We start from the raw sequence: 13865 nt of genomic DNA on the forward strand, positions 1-13865 counted from the left end.
GTAACACCCCTTCCCATACCGAACAGGTAGGTTAAGCTTCAATGCGCTAATGGTACTGCAGGGGTAACTTTGTGGGAGAGTAGGTCATCGCCAGGTAACATATATGGATCTTTAGCTCAGCTGGTTAGAGCTACCGGCTCATAACCGGTCGGTCCGGGGTTCGAGTCCCTGAAGGTCCACCATATAAGGGGATATAGCTCAGTTGGGAGAGCACCTGCCTTGCACGCAGGGGGTCGCAGGTTCGATTCCTGTTGTCTCCACCAAAAAAAACAGTCTAATATGGACTGTTTTTTTATTTTGCTAAAAATTATTTTACAACTTGTTTTTTATAGATTTAATAGATGAAAAGTATTACAATGTTAAAGTAATAGTATATAATTTAAACATGAAAGGAGCTTTACGATGTCACTATATAGAGTAAAGCAATTTTACTGGTCCATGGTTTCTAAAATTAATGGTGAAGATATGGATTTTCTCAAAATGTATTTAGAAACTTATGAATTGCAATTATTTAATCAATTACCTACTTATGAGCAAAAACACTGTATAAATGTAGCTAGGGATGTAAAATTAACTTGTAGTCAAAGGAAGTTACAATCAAAAGATTTGATAAAAGTTGCACTGTTACATGATATAGGTAAAATATATAATAGTATGAATCCAATAGATAAAGCTATAATGGTTATAATGCATAAAATAACAAAAGGAAAGATTAGAGCATATAAGAAGAGTAAAAATGTTGATATGTATTATAATCATGGTGATATAGGATATAATTTGTTAAGAAAACAGGGTTACAATGATAGACTTTTATTTTTAGTAAAAAATCATCATAACAATAATATAACAGAAATTGTAGAATTAGATTTATTAAATGAATTAAATTTATTAAAAGAATGCGATAATAGAAATTAAGAAGCTAGAGTATAGTTTCTTTTTTTATTGCAATCATATAGCACTTTAATAAGTACTATATTAACAAAATAAATATTTTTATTTTAGGTATTAATAACATATAAAGTATTTCTAATAACATATAAAAAGTGATAGAATATAATTAAATACAGAAATTAGGAGGATAAAATGAATTCAAAGGAAAGAAGAGCATATATTACAAATTTACTAATTAAAAATAGTAGTACATATAAAGGTCAGTTTTTAGCAGAAGAATTAGGCGTTACAAGGCAAGTTATAGTAAAAGATATTGCAATTACAAGAGCAGAGGGAGTAAACATAATTGCAACTCCAGAAGGCTATTTAATACCAAATGAAGAAAGTAATTATGTAAGGAGAGTAATAGCAGTTTCACATAGCAAGGAAGACATATACGACGAGCTTGGGTGCATTGTTAAATTCGGTGGAGTAGTAGAGGATGTAACAGTAGAACATTCACTATACGGTGAAATAAGAGCCATGCTCATGATAAAAACTATTATGGATATCGAAAAATTTACAAAAAAATTTGAAGAATTTAATGCGCAGCCATTATCTTCCTTAACCAATGGTGTTCATTTACATACAATAAAAGCGGATAATGAGGAAATTATAGATTGTATTATAAAAGAATTAAAAGATAAAAATTATTTGGTTTCTGATTAATTTAATTATAGATGAGATTATTTTAATTGACCTAAAGGAGTAGATATTATGGAAAATGTTGCACTTTTAAAATGTATGGAATATGAAGTTGATTTAATAGAAAAGAAGTTAAGAGAGGGTTTTGAACTATTAGGTGGAGATGAATTCTTGAAAAAGCTTATACCAAAGAATAGCAGGGTGCTTTTAAAGCCTAATATGCTAAGTGTTGAGAGTAAAGACTCACTTGTGGTAACTCATTATGCTGTTTTTGAAGCAGTTATTAGAATTATAATGGGATATTCTAATAATATTAGCTTTGGTGATTCTCCTGGTTTTGGAGATTCAAGGAAAGCAGCAGAGAAGTCTGGACTTATGGAAGTCGCTGATAAATATGGAGTTAAATTTGAAGATTTTAAAGAATCTGTACATGTTAAATTAGACAACTCTATTTTATGTAAATCTTGGAATATAGCTAAAGCTGCTTATGAGGCAGATGTCGTTATATCATTACCAAAACTTAAAACACATGCTATGGCATATTATACAGGAGCTGTAAAAAATCAGTTTGGGTGTATACCTGGATCGCAAAAGGCAACTTGGCATACAAGAATGCCTGATGCAAATAATTTTTGCAAAATGCTACTAGATTTAAATACTGCAGTTGGGGCTAATTTTGCTATTTTAGACGGTATAATTGCGATGGAAGGTAATGGGCCTAAAAGTGGAGATCCATACAAAATGAATACTCTAATTATGGGTAAAAGTTTAACTGCTGTAGATTCTGTTGCAGTTAGGCTTATAGGTTATGATAATCCTTTAGATACACCTGTTTTAAAAGAGGCTTATGATAGCAAATGGGGAGCAGTGCTTCCGAGAGATATAAACATCATTGGTGAAGAACTAGAATCTATGAAAGCTAAGAACTTTAAACTATGCAGAAAGGGGGGTAGCTTCTATTTTATAAGTCCCGGAGTAACTAATTTTCTAAGAGGAATGATAGCACCAAACCCAACACTTATTAAAGATAAATGTATAGGCTGTGGAAGATGTGCAGAGATATGTCCAGAAAAGCCATTGGTAATTGAAATGGTGAAAAAAGGAGACATATTAAATCCTAAATGGAATATGCATGAATGTATAAGATGTTTTTGCTGTCAGGAATTATGTCCAGTCGGTGCAATAGAAACTAAATATTCAACTTTAGGTAAATTATTAAAATTCGATAAGAGGTGATTTTTATTAAGAAAAATAAAACCATAGCCCTCATATCAGGAATAATAGTAATAATTATAGCCTTTTTAGGAAATATAGTTAATATACTAATAAATATACAATGGTTTCAAGAATTAGGATATATATCAGTATATTTAACTAAATTATCAGCAATTCTAAAGCTAATGGTACCTTTGTTTATAGTGAGTTATGTTGCAATATGGACATACTATAAAACCCTTAAAAGTAGCATTTTAAGATGGAAAAAGGTTGTTGAAGTAAATAAGAAAAATGAAAAGTTGGAGCATAGAATTAGTATATTAGTAAATATTATAATCTCTTTTGTAATATCTATAAGGTTTGCATCCAACTATTGGTATACAATACTTCAGTTTTCCAATGCTACAAGTTTTAATTCTGTAGACCCACTATTTAAAAAGGATATTTCGTTTTTTATATTCAAATTACCATTAATTGAATCATTATATGCAACATTCATAACATTACTGGCCTTCTTAGTGGTTATTACGGTGATAACATATATTGTACTGACAGCAAAGGACCATATATTATATAGAAAAAAACAGCATAAATTTACTAAATTTAAAAACTTTAAGAGTGGAATAACTAAATTTGCAGGAAAGCAGCTTGCAGTTGTATCTTCAATAGTATTATTGCTAGTAGCTTTAGGCTATTTAATAAAAACCTGGGAATTAGTATACTCACCAAGAGGGATAGTATTTGGAGCAAGTTATACAGATGTACATGTAACCTTAAGATTTTTTCAAGTAATAGCAGTAGCATCTTTTGTGGCAGCCATAATTACATTTATAAGTATCTTAACATATAAAGCAAAACCCATAATTGTATCTATTATTGTTATTGTTATACTAATCATAGGGGAAAATATAGCATCAACTTCAGTTCAAAAATTTCAAGTTCAATCAAATGAAAAAACTTTAGAAAAACCATATATTAAGTATAATATAGATAGTACAAGAAAAGCTTTTAATATCGATGCTATACAAGGAGTGTCTTTCGAAATAAATAATAATTTAACTAAAGAGGACATCAATTTAAATAAAGATACTATTGATAATATAAAAATAAACTCTTTTAAGCCAGCTTTGGAATTTTATAATCAATTTCAATATATGCGATTTTATTATGGATTTAATGATATTGATATTGACAGATATAATATCAATGGAAAGTATACTCAAGTGTTTATTGCGCCAAGGGAAATAGATTTGGATTCATTAAAAGATAATTCTAACACTTGGCAAAATAGACATTTGGTTTATACTCATGGATATGGTGTGGTTATGAGTAAAGTTAATTCGGTAACCAGTGAAGGCCAACCAGATTTCATAATTAACAACATTCCACTGGAGAATAAGACAAGTATAAAGTTAGATAATCCTAGAATATATTTTGGTGAAAAAACCAATGATTATAGTATAGTTAATACAAAAATTGGAGAGCTAGACTACCCTAAGGGTGGAGAAAACCAGATGAATAACTATGAAGGAAATGCTGGTATAAATATGAGTTTCGTAAATAGAATTTTATTTGCAATAAATAAAAAAAGCACTAAGTTTTTATTATCCAATGATATAACTTCTAATAGTAAGATATTAATTAATAGAAATATAGTTGAAAGAGTAAATAAAGTTGCTCCATTTTTAACATATGATAGCGATCCATACGTTGTGCTTAATGAAGGAAAATTATATTGGATTATAGATGCCTATACAACTTCTGATAGATATCCGTTTTCACAGCCACAAAAGGGTGTGAATTATATTAGAAACTCAATTAAAGTTGTTATTGATGCAGTAGAAGGAACCCCTGAATTTTATATAGTTGATAAAAGTGATCCTATAGCAAACAGCTATTCAAAAATATTTCCAAAACTGTTTAAGACTTCGGAGTCAATTCCTATTGGCATAAAAGAACACTTAAGATACCCAGAAGACATATATAGTATACAATCTAATGTACTTGGAAGGTATCACATAATAGATCCTGGAGTATTTTATAATGGAGATGATGTATGGTCTATAGCTAATAACCAAGAGAAAGTTGAAGGTAAAAAACAGATAAAAGAAGCTTCTTACTCAATAATGAAATTGACCCAGGAAAGTAAAGAAGAAATGGTTTTGCTTGAATATTTTAATACTAAAGATAGGAATAATATGGTAGCACTAATTGGAGCAAGGATGGATGGAGATAATTATGGAAAAATGGTTTTATATAAATTTCCACCAAAGCAAACAGTATATAGCCCAGTACTATTTAAGCAAAAGATGAATCAGGATACAATAATATCAAAAGAATTATCATTTTGGAATACACAAGGCTCAGAAGTTCAATTTGGAGAAACCACTATTATACCAATTAAAAATTCACTTCTTTATGTAGAACCTATGTATTTGAGAGCAAAAGGAGAAAAAAGTATACCAGAGATGAAAAGGGTAGTGGTGTCTTATGGTGACAAAATAATTTTAGCTACTAATATACAGTCGGCATTAGAGCAGATATTTGATTATGACATTAAAACCAATATATCAGAAACAGAAGTTAGTTCAAATATAGATTCAAAAGCATTAGAAAATATAAAAATTGCCAAAGAATTGTACAACAAGGCATTGAAAGCGCAAAAAAAAGGTGAATGGGCTAACTATGGTATACTTATAAAAGAGTTAGGTGATACTTTAGATAGAATAGTTAAGTAAAATATATGTAAATCTATTTATGATAATGGAGCCATATTAAAAAAATATGAGTTTTTTAGCTGAATCATATTAAATTACACCAACATAAAATGGTATATAAGGATATATATAGTTATATGTCCTTATTTTTGTGGCATGATTTATTTTAATTTATATGATAATGCATAGAATGTGATAAATATTGTATAAAACAAAGGAATATGAAATAAAATGTCGAATAAGTTTATATATAAGAGAGTATGATAATATGAGGGGTATATTATGAAATATATAAAAAGTAATTTGTATAGAAATAGTAAAAATTCATTATGTATAGGTACAGATGTTTTAAATATAAGTAATTTACCACAAATAATAAAAAAGTATATTTCTTATGCTCTTATTAAGAGAGAAAAGATTATATTTTTTACAGATGATATCTTTTATAAAGATATTGAAAAGAATTTTAGTAGTGATGGAGATTTAATAAGTCATAATATAAATACAGGTAAATTTAAAATAAAAACATATAATATTTCTAACTTTGACTATGAGTCTAAGGAATTTAAAGATATAATTGATATTATTTCTGTTGAAAAACAAAATTTAAAAATAATATGGGATTTTAAAAATGTAATAAGAAGAGTTGGAAAATTTGAAACTGTAATTAAGTGCGTTGAAAAAATAATAAAGTATTCAAAAGATAATGTTTATAATATGGTTTATATTGACAATAGTGCTCACAACTTTAATAGATTATATAGATTTAGCAATCTATTTGAAATATTAATTATTATAGATAGAAATAAAGAAATGGAATTTAGAAATAAAGATGAAATAGAAAAGGCAATATGGATGCTTCAATCTAATTCACAATTAAAATACCAAAATAAAAATTTACTTTTATTTAATGATGTTTTTTCTAATATACCTAAAAGTACAGATGAAAATGAGTTTAAAAAAATTATTATGAGTAAAATCAAGGATGTATGTGACGTGGATTTTTGTATTTTACATAGTTGTCTTAAAGAGCAAGAAAATATAATATCCATGGATAGCTATTATGGAATAACTAAGAAGCATAAGTTCTATTTAATAAATGACGCAGAAATAATTCAGTACATAAATAAATACAATGAAATTGCATTAAATGGCAATGTTGATATATTGTTAAATGCAAGTGAAATAAATGATCCAAAATTGATAGAAAAATTTAAATTAATAGGTATAGTAAGCTATATGGCTATAGCAGTAGAATATTACGATATAGCGAGTGGTGTAATATGGATAGGAAGATATGAGAATAACAAAGAGTTATCTAAAAACAATATAGGACATTTAAAATCTATATGCAAGGCAGCTTTTTATTTAATTCAGGAGCAAAAAAGATTTTCTGATATGCAAAACAGACTAATACAAAACGAAAAACTGAGAGCTATGGGTGAAATGGCTGCAGGAATTACTCATGATATTAATAATATACTTACTCCAATTTTAGGATCTGTTCAACTTTTAAAAGATACAATTCAGGAAAAAGAAATTTTAAAAACACTTAGTGTTATTGAAATTTGTGCCTATGATGGAATGAATATCACGAAGAGAGTTAAAAGGTTAACTAAAAAATATAATAATGATGATTTAGAAACATTCAATATAGATAGTGCAATAACAGATGCCATAGACTTAACTAAAAGTAGGTGGTTAACAGAAAGCATCTTTAAAGGTATAAAAATAAAAATAATAAAATCATTAAAATCCAATGAATCGGTACAAGGGAATGTAACAGAAATAAGAGAGGTATTTATTAACATAATAGCAAATGCTGTAGATGCAATGCCCAGTGGCGGAAAAATAGAGGTCATTACAAAAAATAAAGCCAGCAGCGTTATTATAGAAATAAGAGATAATGGAACGGGAATGAACCAAGAAATTCAAAAAAAAATATTCGAACCCTTTTTCACTACAAAAGGTAATAATGGTTCTGGGCTTGGATTAAGCATTTCTTACAATATAATAATTTCACATAAGGGTAGTATAAAAATTGAAAGTGAAGAAAATGTAGGAACGTCTTTTGTTGTTAAATTACCTATATGTGAAAATAAAAGTATGAGTGAAGTCAAGCTATCAAGGAATGTAATTAATTTTCAGGGAAATGTACTTGTTATTGATGATCTGGAACAAATAAGAACTGTTGTTGCTAGTATGATAAAGTCAATTTCTAAATGTAAAGTAAAAACCTGTGGATGTGAAGCAATAGATTCAGAGTTAATAAGGCGAAAATATGATATAATTGTATGTGATTTTACTATGCCGAGTATTAATGGATTGCAAGTTGCGCAAAAAGTTAAGGAAGTAAATAAAGGGTCTTATTTTTGTCTAATGACTGGATGGGTTGGTTCTTTTGAAGGTCAAGAAATGGATAATGTTGATTTTATTTTAAATAAGCCTATAAATAAAGATAGTTTAAAAGAATTGTTTTTTGATTATAGCATAAGGAATTAAGTCTTTTGAAAATATATTATGAATCATTTTTAAAAAAGGTTATAATAATAAAGTGAAATAAAAGAGTTTTGTTTTACGGTGGAGGATTACTATGGATTATGATGTACTTATTCTAGGTGGAGGTATTATAGGTTGTGCTGTGGCTTATGAAATATCAAAATATAATCTTAATATAGCTGTTATTGAAAAAGATTATGATATAGCTGATGATGTATCATTAATAAACACAGCTATGGTATACGATGGTGTTGAAAGTGAAGACACTTTAACAGCAAGGCTTGAACGTATGGGAAATAAAATGATGGATACTATAAGCGCTAAATTTAATGTTCCTTTTAAAAGGTGTGGCTCCCTAATAATTGCTCAAACTGATGAACAAGCTGAAATGATTGATAAAACATATAAAAGGGCAATAGATAGGGGAACTAAGGATGTACAACTTTTAGAATCTAAATACATATATGAAATGGAACCGAATTTAAATGTTCATATAAAAAAAGGACTATATTCTAAAAATACAGGTGTTATTTGCCCTTTTGACTTAGCATTAGCATATGGAGAAGTAGCTTTTGATAATGGTGTAAAATTCAAATTAGAGGAAGAGGTAATAGACATCCAGGAAATATCAAAAGGATTTAAAGTTATTACCAATAAAAATAAACTCACATGCAAAATGGTAATAAACACTACTTCTTCAGAAAATTACAGTATAGCAAATGAAAAAAAAATAGATATAAATAATTATAAATCAATATTAAAATATATATTGTTAGATAACAATGATAAAAAAAGATTTTCGCATGCATTATTTATGTTTAATTCTAAAGGCGAGCGAATTTATACACTTCCGACCATTGAGGGAGATACTGTTGCTGCTATTAGCACAAAAGATAACGTTAGTTACAATGAAGCAATAGATAGGGTATCTAAGATAACAAGTGGTGTAGATAACCTGGATGTTAAAATGTTTTTGGATTGGCCTTTTTTTGAGGAACCTATAGTAATAGACGATAGTGGCATAGATGATGGAATTATTCAAATTAAAGGAAAACACTATGGGCAAGTAACTATGACACCTGCTATAGCAAGCATTGTATGTGAGAGTGTAGTGAGTAAGATGCAATGTAAGTTGAAAAAAGATTTTAATGATAAAAGGCGCGAAAGTTATAAGTTTAGGGAATTATCTGATGAGGAAAGAAAAAAAATTATTGTGATAGATAAAAAATATGGTAAAATAATATGTGCCTGTGAAAAAGTTACTGAAGGTGAAATAGTGGATGCTATAAGGAGGCCTTTAGGTGCAAGAACCGTAGAAGGAGTTAAACGAAGAACAGGTGCTGCCTTCGGAAATTGTCAAGGGTCACATTGTTTAAATAAAATTGTTTCTATTTTAGCAAGAGAAACGAATAAACAGATGACGGAAATAGTTAAGGACTCAAAAGATTCTAATATTGTACGTTGTAGAATAAAAGAGTTTGATAGTATGTAGGAGATGAGTTTATTTGATGGTAGAAAATGAGTTTGGTTCTAATGAAAATGAAGCTATATTAACAACTTTGGTTAGGATAAAAGGCTCTAATCTATATAACGTAGTCCCGGTTAAAAGTAGTAAGTCTATTAATAAGAATTTATGGATTGAATGCTCAAAAGCATTAAGTAGAATACATGTAGGCCCGCCTCTAAAAATAGGGGATGTGGTGTGTAAGAATATACTTAATACTGGAGTCGATATTATATGTACAAAAAATATAGAAATAAATAAGTAATAAAAATAATTTTACAATAAATTGGACTATTAAAGGAAAATTTTATAAATACATATTGACTTTGTAAAAGGTAAGATGTAAAATTACTGTTAAAATAAACGATGTTATTATTTAAATAATAATATAAGAATATAACTTAATAAAGAATAAAACCTATGATGAGGTTAGTAACAAAATATAAAGGTTAAGAGAGTCAGTGCTTGGTGAAAACTGATACCTTTAGTTTTGTGAATCCACCTCCGAGGGACTGTAAAAGCAGTACGGTATAACCGTTACATTTGTTAAAGAGGATTGAATATTTATATTTAATCAAGTAGGGTGGCAACGCGGAGTCTTTCGTCCCTTTTTCATGGGGATGAAGACTCTTTTTTTATACTCAAAAATCACTAAGTCATCTAAAATAGACTTCAAAATACAAGACAAATAATAATATATTTAAGGAGGAATAGTTATGTTAGACTTAAAAAGAATAAGAAATAATCCAGAGGAAATAAAAAAATTAATGGCAAATAGAGGTGAAAATTTTGATTTAGCTATAATTGATGAGGTTGTAGTACTTGATAAAAGAAGAAGAGATATATTAATGGAGGTTGAAGAATTAAAAAACAGAAGAAATACTGAATCTGCTCTTATACCAAAACTTAAAAAAAGTGGAGAAAATGTTGAAGAAATTATGGTGGAAATGAAAAAACTTTCAGATGAAATTAAAAATTTTGATGTTGAATTATCTGAGGTGGATGAAAAAATTAAGTTTATTATGTTAAGAATTCCGAATATACCGAGTGTAAATGTACCAGAAGGTGATACAGAGGAAGATAATGTTGAAATAAAAAAATGGGGACAGCCAAAAGACTTCAAATTTGAAACTAAAGCTCATTGGGATTTAGGAATAGATAATAATATTTTAGATTTTGAAAGAGGCGGTAAAATTACTGGTTCAAGATTTACAGTATATAAAGGCCAGGGAGCAAGACTTGAAAGAGCATTAATAACATACTTCTTAGATCTCCATGTTGATATAAATGGATACACAGAAATATTGCCCCCATATATGGTTAACAGGCAAAGTATGATAGGAACGGGTCAATTACCCAAATTTGAAGAAGATGCGTTTAAAGTGGCTAATACAGACTATTTTTTAATACCTACAGCTGAAGTCCCTGTTACAAATATATATAGAGATGAAATATTAAATGGTCAAGATTTGCCTATAAAACATGTTGCTTATAGTGCTTGTTTTAGACAAGAAGCAGGTTCAGCAGGTCGTGATACTAGAGGTCTTATAAGACAGCATCAATTTAATAAAGTAGAACTTCTTAAATTTACAAGACCTGAGGATTCTTACTCAGAACTTGAAAAATTACTAGTAGATGCAGAGTCAGTATTACAAGGGCTTAACCTTCCTTATAGAATAGTTAAGATATGTAAGGGTGATTTAGGATTTACAGCAACATTCAAATATGACATTGAAGTTTGGATGCCAAGTTATAATAAGTATGTTGAAATATCTAGTTGTAGTAATTTTGAGGACTACCAAGCAAGGCGTGCAAATATTAGGTATAGAGATGATAAAAAAGATAAGCCTAAGTATATTCATACACTAAATGGATCAGGAGTAGCAGTAGGTAGAGCATTAGCTGCAGTGCTTGAAAACTATCAAAACGAAGATGGATCAGTAACTATTCCAGAGGCTTTAGTGAAGTATATGGGCGGGAAAACAACAATCACAAAATAAAGAGTTAAGATAATATATTTACATCATAATAGGCATAAATAAACAACTTTGATATTTATTATTAAGTTGTTTATTTATTATACAAACAACTCATTATACAACAAACATATAAATGTGTTGACAGGGGATATTTATGCTGATATAATAAATCTTGTTGTTGCATATGGAGGAATGGTCGAGTTGGTTTAAGGCACCAGTCTTGAAAACTGGCGTACGTGTGAGCGTACCGTGGGTTCGAACCCCACTTCCTCCTCCATTTTTTTTATAAACACATATAAATTAGCTATGGAGAAATACTCAAGTGGCTAAAGAGGCGCCCCTGCTAAGGGTGTAGACTGGGTAACCGGTGCGAGGGTTCAAATCCCTCTTTCTCCGCCAGAACATCTAACAATTGTTAGATGTTTTTTATTTCTTTTATTATGACAAAAACAATAAAATTTAACAAATACATTGACATGCTATATTTATGCTGATATAATAAAACTTGTCGTTAGGATATGGAGGAATGGTCGAGTTGGTTTAAGGCACCAGTCTTGAAAACTGGCGTACGTGTGAGCGTACCGTGGGTTCGAACCCCACTTCCTCCTCCATTTTTTTTATAAACACATATAAATTAGCTATGGAGAAATACTCAAGTGGCTAAAGAGGCGCCCCTGCTAAGGGTGTAGACTGGGTAACCGGTGCGAGGGTTCAAATCCCTCTTTCTCCGCCAGAACATCTAACAATTGTTAGGTGTTTTTTTTAGTGCTATCCTTAAATATCTAATCTATTAAATTGCATAATAAACCCATAATTTATTGAAATAAAGATAAATAAAAGGTATAATTATTGTATTAAAATAATTTTAAAGCAATTAATAAGGAGAAGTTATGCTAAAAGGTAATAAAGTATTATTGAGAAGTGTTGAAAGAAGAGATTTAAATATATTTTATGAGATTTGGTGTGATGAAGAGGTTAGAAAACTCGACGGTAGTTTTGTATTACCTCCCTCTAAAGAAGATATATTAAATAATTTTAATAAATTTGTTAATATTGATAAAAAATATATTAGCATTGTTAATGAAAAAGGAGTAGTTGTAGGATACATAACATATAAAGAAATTAGTGGATGCAAGAATGTATATGTATTAGGTATAGCCTTAGGTCAAAATTTTTGGAACAGAGGATATGGACAAGATTCTATAAAGGTTTTGTTAAAATATTTATTTATGGATATGGCTGCATATAGAGTGGAACTAGAAGTACTGGATTTTAATTTAAGAGCCATTCAGTGTTATAAGAAATGTGGTTTTATAGAAGAAGGAAAGAAGAGAAAGACATGCTTTTCCTATGGGAGTTATAGGGATATAATTATTATGGGAATTCTTAGAGATGAATTTATAGGTGGTAGTTTATAAATTACCCTTTACTCTTAAGGCGTAATATGCTAAAATAATAATGATGTTTATGCGTTGGTAGCTCAGATGGATAGAGTAGCTGGCTACGAACCAGTTGGTCGCAGGTTCGACTCCTGTCCGACGCACCACTCAAACCCTACAAACACTAAGTTTGTAGGGTTTTTATTTTGCCTTAAAATAAAGTTTTGCCCTCTTTTTTGACCCTTATAGTTTTTTATACATAAAAAAATGAGGGCTATTTTACCCCCATTGTTAAGTATAAATCATTCAATTTTTGTGAAGCTTTTTTCTTCATACTATACAATACATGGGTATAAGTATCTAGGGTAATAGAGATAGTGGCATGCCAAGGCATCTCATTGGCTGGAGGATGGTATGAATATCGTTCAGATTTCATTTTTGCTGGGACATGAACAGCTCCAGACGACAATGGTGTATCTCGACATAACGACAGAAGATTGTGCAAAAGCACTTGCTACTCTAGAAAACGAAAATGATAGAAAAGTGACTTTGAAATGGAAAAACACAGATGGCTCATTGATAAATTTTTGTGGGCTTTTCAATAATAATAAATGAAAATAAAATCCAAACCTTTTTTATTCCCAATCAAGTAAAATCAGGTATTTGTTTAAAAAGGTTTGGATTTTATAAAGGTTTGGATAACTTAAAAAATCCAAACGTTTGGATTTTGTTCGGCATACTTTTTCAGTCCATTCACTAGAAAAAATGGTGGCTGATGGGCAGGATATTTATTGTGCACTTCCAGTCTTAAGCACTTATTTAGGGCATGTGGAATAGAAAGTACAGAAGGCGGTTCTTTCCAATGTTAGTTGAAACGTGTACTAAAATGTAGTATAATGGAATAAGTAGAACATTAGAAAAGAGGCCATTTTATGGATGAAATTATAAAGTTATTAGATAAAAATTTAGACTATGAAAGTCATACGATTATAGATGA

General features: G+C 29.5%; 9 protein-coding genes, 7 tRNA genes, 1 rRNA gene, 1 pseudogene and 1 other annotated feature. All 18 genes and pseudogenes read left to right on the forward strand.

What is annotated here, in order from left to right; all coding sequences use genetic code 11:
* Nucleotides 1–96, forward strand: a 5S ribosomal RNA gene (gene rrf / locus KPL51_RS21845); the annotation flags it as partial.
* Nucleotides 97–105: 9 nt separating this feature from the next.
* Nucleotides 106–182, forward strand: a tRNA-Ile gene (locus KPL51_RS21850).
* A gap of 5 nt (nt 183–187) precedes the next feature.
* Nucleotides 188–263 (forward strand) — tRNA-Ala (locus KPL51_RS21855).
* A 139-nt stretch (nt 264–402) separates the two neighbouring features.
* On the forward strand, nt 403–915 hold the full coding sequence (locus tag KPL51_RS21860) for an HDIG domain-containing metalloprotein (RefSeq protein WP_216166349.1): 513 nt from the start codon (nt 403–405) through the stop codon (nt 913–915).
* 168 nt (nt 916–1083) lie between these two features.
* Complete coding sequence (locus KPL51_RS21865; RefSeq protein WP_216166365.1) at nt 1084–1599, forward strand: transcription repressor NadR; 516 nt, start codon at nt 1084–1086, stop codon at nt 1597–1599.
* Between the two features lie 48 nt (nt 1600–1647).
* A complete protein-coding gene (locus tag KPL51_RS21870) occupies nt 1648–2811 on the forward strand; it encodes a DUF362 domain-containing protein (RefSeq protein WP_216166367.1) in 1164 nt (387 codons plus the stop codon).
* Nucleotides 2812–2816: 5 nt separating this feature from the next.
* Entirely contained in the window at nt 2817–5528 is a 2712-nt protein-coding gene (locus KPL51_RS21875) for a UPF0182 family protein (protein WP_216166374.1), read from the forward strand.
* A 261-nt stretch (nt 5529–5789) separates the two neighbouring features.
* Entirely contained in the window at nt 5790–8009 is a 2220-nt protein-coding gene (locus KPL51_RS21880) for an ATP-binding response regulator (RefSeq protein WP_216166369.1), read from the forward strand.
* A 91-nt stretch (nt 8010–8100) separates the two neighbouring features.
* Nucleotides 8101–9498, forward strand: coding sequence for an NAD(P)/FAD-dependent oxidoreductase (locus KPL51_RS21885; protein WP_216166371.1), 1398 nt, complete (start codon nt 8101–8103; stop codon nt 9496–9498).
* Nucleotides 9499–9553: 55 nt separating this feature from the next.
* Nucleotides 9554–9775: pseudogene (locus KPL51_RS21890) on the forward strand (DUF1667 domain-containing protein); the annotation flags it as partial.
* Nucleotides 9776–9921: 146 nt separating this feature from the next.
* Nucleotides 9922–10122: a binding site (T-box leader), on the forward strand.
* Between the two features lie 104 nt (nt 10123–10226).
* Nucleotides 10227–11510 (forward strand): serine--tRNA ligase, encoded by a 1284-nt coding sequence (gene serS / locus KPL51_RS21895; RefSeq protein ID WP_216166372.1) that lies wholly within the window; start codon nt 10227–10229, stop codon nt 11508–11510.
* Nucleotides 11511–11675: 165 nt separating this feature from the next.
* Nucleotides 11676–11766, forward strand: a tRNA-Ser gene (locus tag KPL51_RS21900).
* A gap of 31 nt (nt 11767–11797) precedes the next feature.
* Nucleotides 11798–11888 (forward strand) — tRNA-Ser (locus KPL51_RS21905).
* A gap of 121 nt (nt 11889–12009) precedes the next feature.
* A tRNA-Ser gene (locus KPL51_RS21910) sits at nt 12010–12100 on the forward strand.
* Between the two features lie 31 nt (nt 12101–12131).
* Nucleotides 12132–12222, forward strand: a tRNA-Ser gene (locus tag KPL51_RS21915).
* A gap of 157 nt (nt 12223–12379) precedes the next feature.
* Nucleotides 12380–12907: a GNAT family N-acetyltransferase gene (locus tag KPL51_RS21920; protein WP_216166373.1), complete on the forward strand. Its 528-nt coding sequence runs from the start codon at nt 12380–12382 to the stop codon at nt 12905–12907.
* Nucleotides 12908–12958: 51 nt separating this feature from the next.
* Nucleotides 12959–13035: transfer RNA gene (locus tag KPL51_RS21925), tRNA-Arg, on the forward strand.
* Between the two features lie 247 nt (nt 13036–13282).
* Entirely contained in the window at nt 13283–13483 is a 201-nt protein-coding gene (locus tag KPL51_RS21930) for a hypothetical protein (RefSeq protein WP_224854649.1), read from the forward strand.
* Nucleotides 13484–13865 lie beyond the last annotated feature (382 nt).

Source organism: Clostridium bowmanii (assembly GCF_018861315.1).
GTDB lineage: Bacteria > Bacillota > Clostridia > Clostridiales > Clostridiaceae > Clostridium_AD > Clostridium_AD bowmanii.

Excerpts from the sequence above, each read along its gene's own strand:
- KPL51_RS21860 (WP_216166349.1), top strand. The coding sequence starts at position 403 with ATGTCACTATATAGAGTAAAGCAATTTTACTGGTCCATGGTTTCTAAA.
- KPL51_RS21865 (WP_216166365.1), top strand. The coding sequence starts at position 1,084 with ATGAATTCAAAGGAAAGAAGAGCATATATTACAAATTTACTAATTAAA.
- KPL51_RS21870 (WP_216166367.1), top strand. The coding sequence starts at position 1,648 with ATGGAAAATGTTGCACTTTTAAAATGTATGGAATATGAAGTTGATTTA.
- KPL51_RS21880 (WP_216166369.1), top strand. The coding sequence starts at position 5,790 with ATGAAATATATAAAAAGTAATTTGTATAGAAATAGTAAAAATTCATTA.
- KPL51_RS21885 (WP_216166371.1), top strand. The coding sequence starts at position 8,101 with ATGGATTATGATGTACTTATTCTAGGTGGAGGTATTATAGGTTGTGCT.
- serS (WP_216166372.1), top strand. The coding sequence starts at position 10,227 with ATGTTAGACTTAAAAAGAATAAGAAATAATCCAGAGGAAATAAAAAAA.
- KPL51_RS21920 (WP_216166373.1), top strand. The coding sequence starts at position 12,380 with ATGCTAAAAGGTAATAAAGTATTATTGAGAAGTGTTGAAAGAAGAGAT.
- KPL51_RS21930 (WP_224854649.1), top strand. The coding sequence starts at position 13,283 with ATGAATATCGTTCAGATTTCATTTTTGCTGGGACATGAACAGCTCCAG.